This is a genomic window from Geobacillus thermocatenulatus (assembly GCF_002217655.1).
Classification (GTDB): Bacteria; Bacillota; Bacilli; order Bacillales; family Anoxybacillaceae; genus Geobacillus; species Geobacillus thermocatenulatus.
Genome location: NZ_NEWK01000001.1, coordinates 604,011 through 618,871, shown reverse-complemented (window position 1 = coordinate 618,871; position 14,861 = coordinate 604,011). Strand labels below are relative to the sequence as shown.

Annotated in this window: 19 protein-coding genes; 6 read left to right on the top strand and 13 right to left on the bottom strand. The window is 55.8% G+C overall.

The window, feature by feature from the left end; genetic code table 11:
• Positions 1-159 precede the first annotated feature (159 nt).
• The 3 genes from B9L19_RS03210 to B9L19_RS03200 form a co-directional block, all read right to left on the bottom strand.
• On the bottom strand, positions 160-525 hold the full coding sequence (locus tag B9L19_RS03210; RefSeq protein WP_011232426.1) for a HesB/IscA family protein: 366 nt from the start codon (positions 523-525) through the stop codon (positions 160-162).
• A 152-nt stretch (positions 526-677) separates the two neighbouring features.
• On the bottom strand, positions 678-1,550 hold the full coding sequence (gene dapF, locus B9L19_RS03205; RefSeq protein WP_025949976.1) for a diaminopimelate epimerase: 873 nt from the start codon (positions 1,548-1,550) through the stop codon (positions 678-680).
• A gap of 133 nt (positions 1,551-1,683) precedes the next feature.
• Complete coding sequence (locus B9L19_RS03200; RefSeq protein ID WP_025949975.1) at positions 1,684-1,923, bottom strand: YuzB family protein; 240 nt, start codon at positions 1,921-1,923, stop codon at positions 1,684-1,686.
• Between the two features lie 169 nt (positions 1,924-2,092).
• On the opposite strand from B9L19_RS03200, the gene B9L19_RS03195 reads away from it, so the two are divergent.
• A complete protein-coding gene (locus tag B9L19_RS03195; RefSeq protein ID WP_025949974.1) occupies positions 2,093-3,163 on the top strand; it encodes an NAD(P)/FAD-dependent oxidoreductase in 1,071 nt (356 codons plus the stop codon).
• A gap of 38 nt (positions 3,164-3,201) precedes the next feature.
• Here B9L19_RS03195 and B9L19_RS03190 read toward each other — a convergent pair whose 3' ends face one another.
• On the bottom strand, positions 3,202-3,555 hold the full coding sequence (locus tag B9L19_RS03190) for a YuzD family protein (RefSeq protein WP_025949973.1): 354 nt from the start codon (positions 3,553-3,555) through the stop codon (positions 3,202-3,204).
• Between the two features lie 84 nt (positions 3,556-3,639).
• On the opposite strand from B9L19_RS03190, the gene B9L19_RS03185 reads away from it, so the two are divergent.
• Positions 3,640-3,882 (top strand): NifU family protein, encoded by a 243-nt coding sequence (locus tag B9L19_RS03185; protein ID WP_011232431.1) that lies wholly within the window; start codon positions 3,640-3,642, stop codon positions 3,880-3,882.
• A 233-nt stretch (positions 3,883-4,115) separates the two neighbouring features.
• On the opposite strand, the gene thrB is transcribed toward B9L19_RS03185, so the two are convergent.
• From thrB to yutH, 5 genes are all read right to left on the bottom strand, one after another.
• A complete protein-coding gene (gene thrB / locus B9L19_RS03180) occupies positions 4,116-5,030 on the bottom strand; it encodes a homoserine kinase (protein ID WP_025949972.1) in 915 nt (304 codons plus the stop codon).
• The gene (gene thrC, locus B9L19_RS03175; RefSeq protein WP_025949971.1) at positions 5,027-6,088 is read right to left on the bottom strand and encodes a threonine synthase; all 1,062 of its coding nucleotides are present in this window, start codon (positions 6,086-6,088) and stop codon (positions 5,027-5,029) included. The genes thrB and thrC overlap by 4 nt, the downstream gene beginning before the upstream one ends.
• Complete coding sequence (locus B9L19_RS03170; RefSeq protein ID WP_025949970.1) at positions 6,088-7,386, bottom strand: homoserine dehydrogenase; 1,299 nt, start codon at positions 7,384-7,386, stop codon at positions 6,088-6,090. The genes thrC and B9L19_RS03170 overlap by 1 nt, the downstream gene beginning before the upstream one ends.
• A gap of 92 nt (positions 7,387-7,478) precedes the next feature.
• On the bottom strand, positions 7,479-8,453 hold the full coding sequence (locus B9L19_RS03165; RefSeq protein ID WP_025949969.1) for a 2-hydroxyacid dehydrogenase: 975 nt from the start codon (positions 8,451-8,453) through the stop codon (positions 7,479-7,481).
• 144 nt (positions 8,454-8,597) lie between these two features.
• Entirely contained in the window at positions 8,598-9,599 is a 1,002-nt protein-coding gene (yutH, locus tag B9L19_RS03160; RefSeq protein ID WP_025949968.1) for a spore coat putative kinase YutH, read from the bottom strand.
• A 543-nt stretch (positions 9,600-10,142) separates the two neighbouring features.
• Between yutH and B9L19_RS03155 the strand changes: the two genes are divergently transcribed.
• Entirely contained in the window at positions 10,143-10,640 is a 498-nt protein-coding gene (locus tag B9L19_RS03155; RefSeq protein ID WP_025949967.1) for a phosphatidylglycerophosphatase A family protein, read from the top strand.
• A gap of 84 nt (positions 10,641-10,724) precedes the next feature.
• Here the strand turns inward: B9L19_RS03155 and B9L19_RS03150 are convergent, their stop codons facing one another.
• Together B9L19_RS03150 and hepT are read right to left on the bottom strand one after the other, a co-directional pair.
• On the bottom strand, positions 10,725-11,495 hold the full coding sequence (locus B9L19_RS03150) for a TIGR01457 family HAD-type hydrolase (RefSeq protein WP_025949966.1): 771 nt from the start codon (positions 11,493-11,495) through the stop codon (positions 10,725-10,727).
• Between the two features lie 24 nt (positions 11,496-11,519).
• Positions 11,520-11,957 (bottom strand): type VII toxin-antitoxin system HepT family RNase toxin, encoded by a 438-nt coding sequence (gene hepT / locus B9L19_RS03145; RefSeq protein ID WP_025949965.1) that lies wholly within the window; start codon positions 11,955-11,957, stop codon positions 11,520-11,522.
• Positions 11,958-12,056: 99 nt separating this feature from the next.
• Here hepT and B9L19_RS03140 point away from each other — a divergent pair, with 99 nt between their 5' ends.
• A complete protein-coding gene (locus tag B9L19_RS03140) occupies positions 12,057-12,329 on the top strand; it encodes a DUF3055 domain-containing protein (RefSeq protein ID WP_172643497.1) in 273 nt (90 codons plus the stop codon).
• Positions 12,330-12,387: 58 nt separating this feature from the next.
• The gene (locus B9L19_RS03135) at positions 12,388-12,672 is read left to right on the top strand and encodes a hypothetical protein (protein WP_025949963.1); all 285 of its coding nucleotides are present in this window, start codon (positions 12,388-12,390) and stop codon (positions 12,670-12,672) included.
• 38 nt (positions 12,673-12,710) lie between these two features.
• On the opposite strand, the gene B9L19_RS03130 is transcribed toward B9L19_RS03135, so the two are convergent.
• Complete coding sequence (locus B9L19_RS03130) at positions 12,711-12,986, bottom strand: YutD family protein (RefSeq protein WP_013144326.1); 276 nt, start codon at positions 12,984-12,986, stop codon at positions 12,711-12,713.
• A 112-nt stretch (positions 12,987-13,098) separates the two neighbouring features.
• On the opposite strand from B9L19_RS03130, the gene B9L19_RS03125 reads away from it, so the two are divergent.
• Positions 13,099-13,785 (top strand): YhcN/YlaJ family sporulation lipoprotein, encoded by a 687-nt coding sequence (locus B9L19_RS03125; RefSeq protein WP_025949962.1) that lies wholly within the window; start codon positions 13,099-13,101, stop codon positions 13,783-13,785.
• A 115-nt stretch (positions 13,786-13,900) separates the two neighbouring features.
• Here B9L19_RS03125 and lipA read toward each other — a convergent pair whose 3' ends face one another.
• Positions 13,901-14,797, bottom strand: coding sequence for a lipoyl synthase (gene lipA, locus B9L19_RS03120; RefSeq protein WP_013144325.1), 897 nt, complete (start codon positions 14,795-14,797; stop codon positions 13,901-13,903).
• Between the last annotated feature and the right edge of the window lie 64 nt (positions 14,798-14,861).

Genomic DNA, 14,861 nt, shown 5'->3' with positions numbered 1-14,861 from the left:
TGAGGGAAAGACCACCCTTCCAACATTTCGCCAGTCGGTACACGCCCGCGTTTTCAACCGGCCGTGCGGCAAAAACCGGCCTTCTCAAGAGCCCAGCGATCACGGCAAGACAGGCCGTTTGCCTCTGCCAGTCGGATGGAGGTCAACCGGTCCGTCCGCTTAGCATTGCTCCGGCGTGCCGGCATTGGTCGCTGTGCGGAACGAGGAGCCGCAACCGCATGTCGCAATGGCGTTCGGATTGTTGATCGTAAACCCGCCGCCAAGCAAAGACTGCTTGTAATCGATGACCGTGCCGCGCAAAATCGGCGCGCTGTCGCGGTCGACCAAAATTTTGATGCCGTGCTGCTCAAATTCGATGTCATCCTCACGCCGCTCATGGTCAAAGCCCATGCCGTACGACAACCCGCTGCAGCCGCCGCCATGGACGCCGACGCGCAAGTACGCTCCCTCTTCTTCCTGCTCTTTCATCATATCTTTGATTTGAAACGCTGCCGCTTCTGTCAGCGTAATAACTGCCTCTGCCATCCATGCTCCCTCCTTTAACGGTTGACACTGGCCAAACAACTTGGCCGTTTTTCGACAGGTTCGCCCGCTTTCATCCGACGGCTCAGATAGAGCGAATCTCCTTGAATGGTTCCCGTCTTACTTAATAGTATACCGCCTTCGCCTTTCGATGCTCAACCGTTCTGCCCGCCTCGGTAGTAATAAACGCCGGTGCACACGGTCTCCGCCGGACCGGTCATGCGCACGCGTCCGTCATGCCCCCAGACGATCGTTAAATCGCCGCCGGCCAAATGGACGACCGTTTCCTCCCCGCGCACCGTTTTGCCGTTTAACACCGACGCGACGACCGCCGCGCACGCTCCGGTCCCGCACGCCTGCGTCACGCCGGAGCCGCGCTCCCAGACGCGGAAATGAAGCTCGCGCTCGTTCACCACTTCGACAAACTCGACGTTCACCCCTTCCGGAAAACGCGGGTCCTTTTCCACGAGCGGGCCAAGCGTCGTCACCGGCGCTTTTTGGATGTCATCAACGTAAAAGATCACATGCGGGTTGCCCATGGACACCGCCGTCATTTCATATTCGCCCCCAGCGATGGCAAACGGCTCGGCGACGACTCGTTCCGCTTTTGGCCCCACCATCGGAATGGCGCTGCGCTCAAGGCGCGGCTCGCCCATATCGACCGTCACGCTTGTCACTTCGCCATCTGCCACGGCAACACGGGCTTCGACAAGCCCGGAGAGCGTTTCAATCAAAAAGGCGCGGTCGCGGACGATGCCGTGCTCGTACGCGTATTTCGCCACGCAGCGCAAACCGTTGCCGCAGTTTTTCCCTTCCGAGCCGTCGCTGTTAAAAATGCGCATTTTGAGTGGCGCTTTCTCCGATGGACAAATGAGAATCAAGCCATCGGAGCCGATGCCTGTGTGGACATCGGCGACGCTCCGGGCGATCGCCGGCAGCTCCTCCTCAGGCAATGCTTCCCGGAACAGATCCACGTATATGTAGCTATTACCCAATCCATGCATTTTCGTAAACGAAAAAGAACGCACATGACTCCCTCCTGAACATTTTTTGCGCTTCGCATGTATAATGGCGGCATCTCCTGGGCACAATGGGAATATCCCCCGTTTTTTCATCATATATTGAAGAGGATGCCGCATCGCGGACATCCTCCTTTTTTCGTTAAAACATTGGGTTTTCCTCGAGATGCCGATAAATCTTTTCCACGAGCTGCTCGGGTGTTTCGCCGCTGACAAACTCGCCGTTGACGAGCGCAAACAGCGTTTCCGCGCAGCGTGTGCAATAGCTTAAGCAACTGTATTCCATGATGTCCAAGTTCGGATCCTTTTCCAACATTTCCATTGCTTTGTACGACCCGCTGGCTAAGTTGCTGATGCAAAATTCGATGATGGGCAACATCATATGCGGTTCACCTTCCTCTTCCCATCGTAGCGGTTTTCCGACGCGGCGTCAATGAAGATGCTCATTCGATCGAGGAAGCGGAAAAATGATTGTTCTTTTGTCACAAATTCGTTATACTTTTCTATGGCATTGTCGGCTTTCGAAACTCGTCAAAAGGGGATTTTTCACGATGAGACAACTTGTATTGCTTGGCGGAGGATACGGCAATATGCGTATTTTGCAACGCCTCCTCCCGGACGAATTGCCAAACGACATTCATATTATCCTCATCGACCGCGTTCCGTACCACTGTTTAAAAACGGAATATTACGCCTTGGCCGCGGGAACGGTCAGCGACCATCACATCCGCGTCCCGTTTCCGGAACATCCGCAGCTTGTGTACCAATTCGGCGAAGTCGTCTCGATTGATCTCGACCAGCAGCTCGTCCATTTAAAGGATGGGAGCAGCGTCCGCTACGATGATGTCGTGATCGGATTGGGCTGCGAAGACAAATACCACGGGGTGCCGGGCGCCGAGGCGCATACGTACAGCATCCAGTCGATCGATAAAGCGCGCGCCGCCTATGAAGCGCTAAACAATTTGCCGCCGAAAGCGACGGTCGGCATCGTCGGCGCGGGATTGAGCGGCGTCGAACTGGCCAGCGAACTGGCGGAGAGCCGTCCGGACTTGCACATCAAGCTGTTTGACCGCGGTGAGCGCATTTTGCCGATGTTTCCGAAACGGTTGAGCGATTATGTGGAAGGATGGTTCGTGGAACACAAGGTGGAAATCGTCCGCAACTCCAACGTCACGAAAGTCGAACCTGGCGTCTTGTACAACCACGACGAGCCGGTCAAGTGCGACGTCATCGTCTGGACGGCCGGCATTCAGCCCAACCGCGTCGTCCGCGAACTGAATGTCGAAAAGGACAAGCAAGGCCGCGTCGTGCTGACGAAGCGCCATCACATCCCCGGCTATGAAAACGTCTACGTCGTTGGCGACTGTGCGAGCCTGCCGCATTCGCCGAGCGCCCAGCTGGCTGAAGCGCAAGCCGAGCAAATCGTCCAAGTGCTGCAAAAGCGGTGGAACGGAGAAGAACCACCGAGCGAATTCCCGCCAATCAAATTAAAAGGCATTCTCGGCTCGCTCGGCAAAAAGCACGGCTTCGGCTTGCTCGCCGACCGCCCGCTCACCGGCCGGGTGCCGCGTTTGTTGAAATCAGGCATTTTGTGGATGTACAAGCATCACCATGGGTACTGACAGCACAACTGACCCTTATCCAGTGAAAAAGGCGGAGTTCATTCCGCCTTTTTCCCTTCCGGCGCCGACGGTTGATACCCGAATTTTTCCATTTCTGCACAAATCGCCTTGAGCCGCGGGTTGCCTTCGGCGACGACGTTTCCTTCGATCACCACGACCGGGTACACCCAATCTTCTTCGACGATCGTCTGCGCGAGCTCCCGCTTCTCCTCGTCATCGGCCGGCGGCGCAAAAATGTCGACGTACGTCATCACAAACGGCTGATTCGGATACTTACGGCGCAGCGCGGCCTCGAGCCACTCGTACGTTTCTTTCGACGACGGCAGCTGCACGCATGCCGGGCAAATGACGTCAGCCCCGTACACACAAATTTCAACCGGTTTGAATGTCATCGTTGTCACCCTTTGCAAAAGCAAAATTTATCATTAGATTTTTTTTGTCACCATGATTATAATAAAAACTAAGGAAAGGAGTCGATGGAAATGACGGATCAAGAAATCAAAGAACAAGTGCAAGAAGTGCTGGATAAACTGCGTCCGTTCCTGCTTCGCGACGGCGGCGACTGCGAACTCGTCGATGTCGAAGACGGCGTCGTGAAACTTCGCCTCCTCGGTGCGTGCGGCAGCTGCCCGAGCTCGACGATTACGCTCAAAGCCGGAATTGAGCGCGCCTTGTTTGAAGAAGTGCCGGGCGTCGTCGAAGTGGAACAAGTGTTTTAATATGAAAAATCCGAACAGCGGCCGCTGTTCGGATTTTTTTATCGCCAGCGGGGCGGCGAGCCGACGGGGAGGCTGGTGATGGGCAGCCACAACCCGCCTGATCGGGCGCTTCTCCGTTTTCGCTTCCTTCCAATTGTGCAAGGAAAACCGTCATATCGTTCGCCCGCTCCCAAGCGCGGCGAAACGGCCAGGCCGCTGAACGGACTTCTGTTCGCGCCGGCGCCCAAGAAGGTTCAAGCTTCAAGCGCCAGCTTGTAGACGCGGCTGCCGCGCGGCTCGACGGAAAGACGCGCGATGTCGCACGTTGGAAAATGCGGGCGCAGCCGGCGCGCGAGCCGCTCTCCTTGGCCCGGTTCGGCAAAGACGAGCACCGTCGGCCCCGCTCCGCTCAGCGCCGCGCCGATCGCTCCGTATTCAAGAGCGAGCGCCTCGGCCCGCTCGAGTTCCGGAACGAGCTGTCTCCGATACGGCTGATGGAACAGATCGGCGGCCATCATCCGGCCGGCAAGCTTCCAGTTTTTCGTGAGCAACGCGGCGACGAGAACGTTGCTGACGGCGCTCGCCTCGACCGCCCTCTCTCTCGTCCATTGTTCCGGCAGCTGCCCACGCGCTTTTTTCGTTTCCAGTTCATACTCGGGAATAATGGCGACAAGCTCTACATCCCATTCGGGAATATGGACGACATCCACGCCCGCCTCGCGGCAGCAGCCGATGACAAGCCCCCCGTACAACGAGGCGCCGACATTGTCCGGATGTCCTTCGTATCGGGTCGCCAACTCCATCTTTTGCTCGCGCGGCAACTGAAGCCCAAGCAGCGCGTCGGCGAGCTCAATGCCGGCGACGACCGCCGCCGCGCTGCTGCCTAACCCGCGCGTAAACGGAATGTCGCTGTACACATCGACCGCACAGCTTGGCAGCCGGCGGCCGTAAACATCCGCCATCTCCGCCGCCACTTGGTACACCAAATTGTCCGTCCCGCGCGGAATACCGCTCACTTCCGCTGTCTTTGGCGCAAACGACCACGCATCCGCCAAGCGGACGTCAAGCGTCAAATAGCGATTGACCGCGAGCCCAATCGAGTCAAATCCTGGACCTAGGTTCGCCGTGCTTCCCGGAACAACGATCTTCAACATCTCATCTTCTTTCATGCCCGGACAACCCCTTGCAAATGCTCCAACACAACTTGTTCATCGTTCGGCAGCACGATCGGTTCGATCGCCGCCGTCTCCAAAGCGATGGCCGGGTCTTTCAATCCGTTGCCAGTGAGAACCGCGACGACGAGGCTGCCGCGTTCGATTTCGTTCCGTTCGCGCTGCTTGATCACCCCGGCGATCGCCGCGCATGACGCCGGTTCGGCAAAAATGCCTTCTGTTCGGGCAAGGCGCTTGTAGGCGGCCAAAATTTCGGCGTCGCTCACCTCATCAATTTTTCCGCGCGACTCGCTCGCCGCCTCAACCGCTTTGTCCCAGCTCGCCGGATTGCCGATGCGGATCGCGGTCGCCACCGTCTCCGGCTGTTCAATCACCCGGTTGCGGACGATCGCCGCCGCTCCTTCCGCTTCAAAGCCGCGCATTTGCGGCAAGCCCGTTCCTTTCGCTTCATGGTACTCCTTAAACCCTTTCCAATAGGCGGTGATATTGCCGGCGTTGCCGACTGGAATGGCGAGCACGTCCGGGGCGCGCCCAAGCTGGTCGCACACTTCAAACGCCGCCGTTTTTTGCCCTTCGATCCGGTACGGATTGACCGAGTTGACGAGCGTAATCGGCGCCGTTTCGCTCAACCGGCGCACCATCTTCAGCGCCTCGTCAAAGTTGCCGTCAATCGCAAAAATTTCCGCGCCGTACATGGCGGCTTGCGCCAACTTGCCGAGGGCGATCTTGCCGTTCGGAACGACGACGAGGCAGCGCATTCCGGCGCGCGCCGCGTAGGCGGCCGCTGAAGCCGATGTATTGCCGGTTGAGGCGCAGATGATCGTATGGCTTCCTTCCTCTTTCGCCTTGGCCACCGCCATCACCATGCCGCGGTCTTTAAATGAACCGGTCGGGTTCGCCCCTTCAACCTTGACATACAGCGTAATCCCAAGCTCCTCCGACAACCGCGGCAGCGGGATGAGCGGCGTATTCCCTTCGCAAAGCGACAGCCTCGGCGTCGCCGCAGAGAGCGGCAAAAAATCGCCATAGGCGTCAAGCAACCCTTTCCATGCCATTACCGTTTCTCTCCTTCCACTCGATACGAGCTTTGCACCCGTTCGACGATTTCCAAATCGCCCAGCTGCTGCAAAATGTCTTCATAGTCTTGCTGTGAGGCGTCATGCGTCACGATCACGATTTCCGCCAGGCCATCCTCTTTCAGCGGCAGCTGCAAAATTTTCTCAAAGCTCACCCCGCGCTTGGAAAACAGCGTCGTAATTTTCGCAAACGCGCCGACTTGGTCTTTCACATGAATGCGCAAAAAGTATTTTGAGAAAATTTCCGCCGGCGCTTTCAATTGCTTTTCATATTGCGGGGCAACCGCAGAATGGCCGTTGACGCCAAGGCGCATGTTTTTCATCACTGCAACCAAGTCGGAGACAACGGCTGTCGCCGTCGGCAGGCTGCCCGCCCCCGGCCCGTAAAACATCGTCTCTCCGACCGCTTCGCCGTATACGTACACCGCATTGTATTCGTTGTGCACGGACGCCAATGGATGCGAATCCGGCAAAAACGTCGGCTGGACGCTCACCTCGACCTTCTGCCCGTCGCGCTGGGCGATGCCGATCAATTTCATCGTGTAGCCGAGCCGCTTCCCGTAGTTCAAGTCTTCCTCCGTCACTTGGGTGATGCCTTTCACTTGCACATCGTCCAAGTCGATGTCCATTGAAAAGCCAAGGCGGGCCAAAATCGCCATTTTCCGCGCCGCATCCAGCCCTTCGACGTCTGACGTCGGATCGGCTTCCGCAAACCCGAGCGCCTGCGCTTCGGCGAGCACGTCCTCATAGGAAGCGCCGTTTTGCGACATTTTTGTCAAAATGTAGTTCGTCGTCCCATTCACAATGCCCATGAGCTTCGTAATCCGGTCCGACGCCAAGCCGTCGACCAAGCTGCGCAAAATCGGAATGCCGCCAGCGACGCTCGCTTCATAAAATAAATCGCAGCGGTATTCCGCCGCCACCCGAAGCAGCTCCGACCCGTAGACGGCCATTAAGTCTTTATTGGCGGTCACGACATGCTTCCCTTGGCGCAGCGCCCGCAATAGCCACTCTTTTGTCTCCTCAATGCCGCCCATCACTTCGATGATGACATCAATGTCCGGATCGTCGATCACCTCAGCCGCACTCGTCGTAAGGAGCGACGGGTCAACGGCGACATCACGCGGTTTCTGTACATCCCGGACAAGGATTTTTTTCACCTTCACCGGGCACCCGACTTGATGCATCAACTTTTCCTGATGGTTTTCCATAATTTTGACCACGCCGCTCCCGACCGTTCCTAATCCTAACAATCCGACCAAAATAGGTTTTTCCATGATTCCCGCCCCTTCTGTTTACGTACAGTAGACATTTGTATTTTTATAGTAGACATTATAAAAGACGATCGGCCATTTGGCAATGAAAATTTTTACTCCACCCGGTTTACCGGCGTCAGCGGCGGCCGTCCTTCGAGCACGGCGATAATGTTGTCGCGCGCCAATGTCATCATGGCGCGCCGCGTTTCGTACGTGGCGCTGCCGATATGCGGCAAGGCGACGACATTCGGCAGCGAAACGAGCGGGTGATCGGCCGCAACAGGCTCGTGTTCAAACACATCCAATCCCGCCGCGGCGATCTCCCCACCGACCAGCGCATCATACAGAGCCTGTTCATCGACGACCGCTCCGCGCGCCGCGTTAATGAAAATCGCCGACTTTTTCATTTGCCGGAACGCCTCGCGGTTGAACAAATGACGCGTCTCGGAGGTGAGCGGCGTCAAGCAGACGACAAAATCGCTCTCCGCCAGCAAATCGGCGAATGGGCGGTAGACGGCGCCAAGCTTCCCTTCCGCCTCCGGACGGCGGGAGCGGTTGTAATACAGAATGTTCATGTCAAACCCCTTTGCCCGTTTCGCCACCGCCTGGCCGATGTTCCCCATGCCGACGATGCCGATCGTTTTATGATGGACATCGGCGCCCGCCAGCAAAAACGGGCTCCAGCTTTTCCATTTTCCTTCCTTCAAAAATTCAGCCGCTTCCACGAGGCGGCGGGCGGTGGCCAATAAAAGCGCAAACGTCAAATCGGCCGTCGTATCGGTCAATACATCGGGTGTATTGCAAACGAGAATGCCGCGCCTCGTCGCCGCCGCTACATCAATGTTATCGTAGCCGACGCCCATATTGGCGACGACTCGGAGCGCTGAACCGGCGGACAAGACATCTTCATCAATCGGATCAGACACCATCGGCAAGATGGCCGTCGCCCGTTTCGCCTTTTTGACGAGCACATCGTGCGGCACGGCCATATCTTCATGGGGCCACATCTCTACTTCAGCGATGGCCAAAAGCGGCGCGACCACGTCCTCGGGCAATTTTCGCGTAATGAATACATACGGCTTCGTCATGGTGCAGCCTCCCGCATCGTTTTTTCTAAATCTTATCACAACTTTGGTCGAAAAAAAACGGGAAGTTGTCCTTAGAGTTTAACCGCAGGAAAGCGGTCGTTTTTTCGTTTGAGCCAAAAAAAGCGGGAAGCTGTCTTCCCTGCGTTACGCCGGCGGCAGCCACTCGACCGCCGGCAGGCGGATGCGTTTCGAGATGCCGGCGATCTTGGCAAACGAAGCCAAAAACCGCTCGTACTCGTGCGATCGATCGAGCAAGCGCCGCAACCCCCCCTCCCGCCTTGTCCGTTCACTCTCATCCACAGCGATATAATAGGCCTCGACACATTCAAAATAGGAAAGCGGAAACAACAACCTGGCGTAAACAAGCCGCCACGCAAACGGCGACAGCGGCGCCGCATGTTCATACTCTTGAAAAAACTGCCGCACCGCCCGCTGACAGCCAAGTCCGCTCTTTTCGTACAAATGGCGCACCCATTCCGCCAAATCGCGGGCGCAATGGTCATACACCCAGTCGGTCGGCAGCTTCGCTTCTCCCCCCCCAACCCACTTCGCCTCGGGGAGACGCTCATGGCAAAATGCCGCGTAATCGATGCGCCCTGGTTCTTCGTCAATCTCCGTGTCCGCCACGTATTGCACCGCGTTTTCCGCCAAACCTAAATAATACGGGAACGATTCGATAAACAGACGATCAAACAGCGACGACGGCCCGGAAGCGAGCTTGCTCGACCAAAACGCCTCCATTTGATCGATCCGCTTCGCCCACAGCTCCCGCCATTGGCCGATGCGCCGGCAGGCGACGATCGGCCATGGACATGTTCTCCCGCATTCATGCATCACCGCCAATTCCCTTCCGAGCGAACGAAAGCGAGCCGCCGGAAGTGGAGCGCGAACGAGCGCCAACGGCTGTCCGTTATAGGAAGCGATATACGTTCCGGACGTCGTTTTGACCAGTTCTCCGACGCCGTCCACTCCTTTTGCCCGCAAATAGCGGCTCATTTGCTGGCGCTCTTCCATTTCCGCTTCGCTTTGCCCATCGGCGGGAACGAGCAAAAAACGCTCCTGCCGATGCCAAAAGGCCGCATGCCGTCCGCTTCGCTCCAACCTCTCGACGCGCATGCCATACTGTTCACGCACCCATTCTTCCATCGCCGCGCCTCCCTCTAGAAATGTTGATCTATCAAGGCTTTTCGGCCTCTCAGGGGTGTCCAAAAAATATTTTTCGACAAAATCCCTTACATCCTTTTTCAGTTTTGTGGATATCTTACAGACCTAGGGTGCGCGTTTTGTGTACAATTCATCTGAAGTCCTCCTTGGCATGATGGTAGGTGTTGTTTGACACCCCTGCATCATACCAAGAGGGCTTTTTTTGATCAAGTCCCCGGAAAAGCTCCTAACGGGAATGCTCCTTTTTCCTTTTTGCCGAAACCAGTCATTCCGCTCGTTCCACACCTTCATCTCATCGCCGCCCCATCGATGAGCCGATTCCGCCTCCGCTCCAGCATGAAACGGCCCCATTCACGCGCCTATGCTGATCAGCCAGCGCATGGCCGCGGAAAAAGAGGGCTACTTTTTATATATGACAGCGGGCGCCAAAAAAGCCGATGAGCATTTTTCTTTATATGACGGACTGATTTATGACATGATACATATATATAGAAAACGACTTTCTAAAAGAAACAGGTGAAGTTCATGAGCGAATTCATAATGAACAATCTGGAACAAACAGCTCGGCGCTGGCTTGAGGAACGGGGGGTGACCGTGGAAAAAATTGCGGAGCTCGTTTATTACTTGCAATCCAAATATCATCCTGACTTGACGATGGACGAGTGCATCGAAAACGTCAACCGCGTCATTTCGAAACGCGAAGTGCAAAATGCGATTCTAACCGGCATCCAATTGGATAAACTCGCTGAAGACGGTCAGCTCGACGAACCGCTGCAGTCGATCATCCGCCGCGATGAAGGGCTGTATGGCGTCGACGAAATTTTGGCGCTGTCAATCGTCAATGTGTACGGATCGATCGGGTTTACGAACTACGGATATATCGATAAGCAAAAACCGGGCATTTTGCAATATTTAAATGATAAATCGACCGGCAAATGCAACACGTTTTTGGACGACATTGTCGGCGCCATCGCCGCGGCGGCGTCAAGCCGCCTGGCGCATCGGGCCGCCAATGCGGAGTAACGCCGGCGCCGCCCATGCGCGCCCTCCAGCCGCGCCGAGCAACAATGAAACGCCGCCTTGCCTTTTTTGGCAAAGCGGCGTTGTTTACAAGCGGTCAAGCCATTCCAAAAGCGAATCGGCCGTATACGTCGGCATTCGTTCATAGCGGGCGAGCATTTCTTTTGTCGTAACGCCCGTATGGACTAAAAGCGTATCGATGCCAGCGTTCATGCCGGCTAAAATGTCGGTTTCATAATAGTCGCCGATCATCAGCACGTCCTTCTTCGGGACGCCGAGCACTTTGAGCGCCTGCTCCATTATGATTTTTTCCGGCTTGCCGATAAATGTCGGCTTCACCTGCGTCGATACGGCGACGACCGACGTCAGCGCCCCGTTGCCCGGAAGCAGCCCCCGCTCCGTCGGCAAGGCGATGTCGCCGTTGGTTGAGATGAACATCGCTCCATTTCGGACAGCGAGACAAGCGACAGCGAACTTTTCGTATGTAATTTGCCGGTCAATCCCGATGACGACGACATCCGCATCTTCGCCGGCCAAACGAAATCCTTTGTCCGCCAAGGCGGTTTGGAGCCCTTCTTCACCGATCGCATACACCGAAGCATCCGGTTTTTTTTCAAAAATGTAATTCGCCGTCGCCTGACTTGTTGTAAACACATGCTTCTCCTCGGCCGGCACGCCGAACGAACGCAATTTTTCCGCCACTTGCGCCGGTGTGCGCGACGAATTGTTCGTGACAAACAAATACGGAATGCCGCGGCGGTGCAGCTCGTTGACAAACGTACGCGCCTCAGCGATGCATTCGGTGCCGCGGTACATCGTCCCGTCCAAATCGATGAGGTAGCCGTTGTATCGTTTCAATGCATTCGCTCTCCTTTCCCACCCTCAATTGCGAAACGCCGACACCGGGCCGAGCTCGCTCTCTAGGTAAGCGCGCACCGCCTTCGGATACGCCTCCAGCGCCGGCAAATGTTCGTTCAGATCGGCGAGCAATTTCGCGTGATCGACGCGCGCATATTCGTGCACAAGCATTTTCCGATGGGCGATGAACGCTTTCAATCGGTCGGCATCCGCCGGCGAGATCACTCGTTCATCCGCCAAAATGTCGATGATGTCGTTGTAGCTGCCCGGGTCGCGCATAATAAACCCATCGATCATGGCGTTGCCGACGTCCAACACCGCCTCGATGACGATATGAGCGATCCGTTCGAGCGCCAATTGCCGAAGCGGCTCATCCCATCGCTCCGCGGCCTTGTAACGGTCCAGCATTTGTTCCATGTAGCTGAGCGTTTCTTCCAGTTTTTTGCGATCGACAAAATACATCCATCATCCCTCCTCGTTCCTTTGTACGATTTCCTGTCTCCCGTTTTCACCGCCTGTCTGCTATGATGGACATAGACGAAAAAACAGGAGGGGGCTCAAATGATGGGCGAACGGTTTTATTTATACGACGACACCGTCGAAGCGGCCGTCCGCTTCGTCAGCTTTGTCGGCGAGCGGCAGCGGTTTGATTTGGCGCTCATCGAAACGGATCGTTTTTACGGGAAGTGGCTCGTGCTCGACTTGCAAAGCAACCGCTTTGCCATTCTCGGGCGCGACGATTTGGAGGCGCCAGGCTATATCGAGCACGCTTACCAGCTTCATGAACAAGATGCTAACGATTTGCGCGCTTTTTTGGAGGAGTATCTCTCATAACCTTCCTCGATTTCGGGCATCTTATGAAACAGCCCACAAACGAAGGAAGGTGAGACGAATGGCGGAACGGGACACATACGCCGATTTTTCCACCGTCGAGAAACAGCGCCATTTCTTGACCGCTGAAGAGTTCCCAGAAGGGCCGTACGGCTCGCCGCGCCGCGACGACGCGCCGGTCGAAAACAAAAGCACGCCTTGGAAGGAAGGCCAGCGGCATTACAGCGCCTTCAACTACGAGTTTAAATCGTTCCACCAAAACATTCCAAGGCGCGACCCGGCCGCCCACCCGCCGCACGACGACCCGCATCAGAGCGAACAGTTTCCGTACAACGAAGGCGAATAACGAGGCAGCCGCTCGCGGCAAGCGGGCGGCTGCCGTGCTTACCGTTTCACCTTGCGCAACACAAAATACGCACAGCCGAAATTGCAATATTCATACAAATATTCGGACAACGTGCTGATTTTCGTATCGTACGTCGCTTTTTGGTTATGGTCGTCAAAAAACCCGCGCAACCGGAGCTGGTTGTATCCCCAATCCCCGACAATGTAGTCGTACTTCGCCAAAATGTCCGCATATCGGGCGCGAAAGGCTTCTTCATTAAAGGCGTTTTTCACATTTTCCACCAGTTCGTAACAATGATTGTTAATGCAAATCACGGTTCTCACCTCGCCTTTCCATTTCCATCATAAACGATGCATCGCCCCCAATCAATTACTGTCATCAAACGAACCGCCCTGTGCCATCCTAAAAGCGAAGGGGGTGCTGACGATGAGACGACCATGGTTGGCCGTTATGTTCGGAACGGCCGTCGCCCTAGCCGGCTGCGCGCAGACGGCCGAGGACGACAACACCGATATTTACAAGCGGAGCGGCAACACCATCAATGTCACCGACCGCAACGAGCTGTACAATGAAAACGGGGTGCCCAACGGCGATGACACGCCGATGAACAACTTCGGCTACGTCCGCCATCAAAAAAGCCCGATCCTCGGCGATGCAAACGGCTATAACGACATGCCGTCCTTCAACCGCGAGAAAGCGGCTGATTTAATCAGCAAATTGTGCACCCAGCTGCCGGGCGTCAAAGACGTCGCCACGCTCGTCACGGATGAGGAAGTGCTCGTCGTGTATGACGCGGACACGAACAACCGGCAGCAAACGGCCGATCAAGTGAAAAAGACGGCGCTTTCCGTCGTTCCCCGCTACTACCATGTGTATGTCGCCGACAATCCGCAGCTGATGAAGGACATTGAGCGCTTCGGGCGCCTTGATTCGAACACGCGCAACATCGACCAAATTCTCGATGCGACGATTCAGCGGATGTTGAACTATCCGCAAGGGAAAAAACTAAGCGATGGGGAAAATGAAAACGGCGAAATGATCAACGAAACAAACGATGAATTAGACCGCGATTTCCGCGACGGCACGCCGCGGGCGACGAAAGCGGGGCGCTAGGGAAAAGAAACGGTCTGCCTTCTTTATGAAAGGCATGACCGTTTCTTCGCGTTCATCCGGCCGGGATGATGCGTTCAAGCCGCTAGAGCCATGCTTTCGCACGGTTCGTTGGATGCTACGCTTTCAACTGCCGCGCTTTCGCCGCCTCGCTCACCTGCTCATCGGCATGGTACGACGAGCGGACGAGCGGGCCGGCTTCACAATGGCTGAACCCTTTGCTCAACGCGATTTCTTTCAGCTCTTGAAACTCGTCCGGATGGTAATATTTCACGACCTTCAAATGTTTTTTCGTCGGCTGCAAATACTGGCCAATCGTCAAAATGTCGACATGGTTGGCGCGCAAGTCATCCATCGCTTCAATGATTTCCTCTTTTGTTTCCCCAAGACCGACCATGATGCTCGATTTCGTCGGAATGTCCGGCTGCAATTCTTTCGCGCGCCGCAAAAACTCAAGCGAACGTTCGTACGTCGCGCGGGCGCGCACCCTTGGAGTCAAGCGGCGCACCGTTTCGATGTTATGGTTTAAAATGTCGGGGCGGGCATCCATCAAAATTTTCAAGTTTTCATACACCCCGCCCATATCGGACGGCAGCACCTCGATCGTCGTAAACGGATTTTTCCGGCGGATGGCGCGCACCGTTTCGGCAAATACCGCCGCCCCGCCATCTTTTAGGTCATCGCGAGCGACGGCGGTGACGACGACGTGTTTCAAGTTCATGATGCGCACCGATTCCGCGACGCGTTCCGGCTCCTGCCAATCGAGCTCGGTCGGCAGCCCGGTTTTGACAGCGCAGAAGCGGCAGGCGCGCGTGCAAACGCTGCCTAAAATCATAAACGTCGCCGTCCGTCGTACGGCCCAGCATTCGTGAATGTTTGGGCACTTCGCTTCCTCGCAAACGGTATGTAAACGGTTTTCCCGCATCAGCTTCTTTAAACCGATATAATTCTCGTTCGTGTTCAACTTGATTTTCAACCAGTCCGGCTTGCGGACGTGTTCTTCTTTCGTCGCCATCGTTCTCACTCCACTTGTCGATGATTGTTCATTTCTCATTATAATGAAAAGCGCAGGAAAACAC

Bases quoted from the DNA above. Each gene is read 5' to 3' on its own strand.
- B9L19_RS03210 (WP_011232426.1), bottom strand. From the start codon at position 525: ATGGCAGAGGCAGTTATTACGCTGACAGAAGCGGCAGCGTTTCAAATC.
- B9L19_RS03200 (WP_025949975.1), bottom strand. From the start codon at position 1,923: ATGATGTTGCCCATCATCGAATTTTGCATCAGCAACTTAGCCAGCGGG.
- B9L19_RS03195 (WP_025949974.1), top strand. From the start codon at position 2,093: ATGAGACAACTTGTATTGCTTGGCGGAGGATACGGCAATATGCGTATT.
- B9L19_RS03190 (WP_025949973.1), bottom strand. From the start codon at position 3,555: ATGACATTCAAACCGGTTGAAATTTGTGTGTACGGGGCTGACGTCATT.
- B9L19_RS03185 (WP_011232431.1), top strand. From the start codon at position 3,640: ATGGAAATGACGGATCAAGAAATCAAAGAACAAGTGCAAGAAGTGCTG.
- thrB (WP_025949972.1), bottom strand. From the start codon at position 5,030: ATGAAAGAAGATGAGATGTTGAAGATCGTTGTTCCGGGAAGCACGGCG.
- thrC (WP_025949971.1), bottom strand. From the start codon at position 6,088: ATGGCATGGAAAGGGTTGCTTGACGCCTATGGCGATTTTTTGCCGCTC.
- B9L19_RS03170 (WP_025949970.1), bottom strand. From the start codon at position 7,386: ATGGAAAAACCTATTTTGGTCGGATTGTTAGGATTAGGAACGGTCGGG.
- B9L19_RS03165 (WP_025949969.1), bottom strand. From the start codon at position 8,453: ATGACGAAGCCGTATGTATTCATTACGCGAAAATTGCCCGAGGACGTG.
- yutH (WP_025949968.1), bottom strand. From the start codon at position 9,599: ATGGAAGAATGGGTGCGTGAACAGTATGGCATGCGCGTCGAGAGGTTG.
- B9L19_RS03155 (WP_025949967.1), top strand. From the start codon at position 10,143: ATGAGCGAATTCATAATGAACAATCTGGAACAAACAGCTCGGCGCTGG.
- hepT (WP_025949965.1), bottom strand. From the start codon at position 11,957: ATGTATTTTGTCGATCGCAAAAAACTGGAAGAAACGCTCAGCTACATG.
- B9L19_RS03140 (WP_172643497.1), top strand. From the start codon at position 12,057: ATGATGGGCGAACGGTTTTATTTATACGACGACACCGTCGAAGCGGCC.
- B9L19_RS03135 (WP_025949963.1), top strand. From the start codon at position 12,388: ATGGCGGAACGGGACACATACGCCGATTTTTCCACCGTCGAGAAACAG.
- B9L19_RS03125 (WP_025949962.1), top strand. From the start codon at position 13,099: ATGAGACGACCATGGTTGGCCGTTATGTTCGGAACGGCCGTCGCCCTA.
- lipA (WP_013144325.1), bottom strand. From the start codon at position 14,797: ATGGCGACGAAAGAAGAACACGTCCGCAAGCCGGACTGGTTGAAAATC.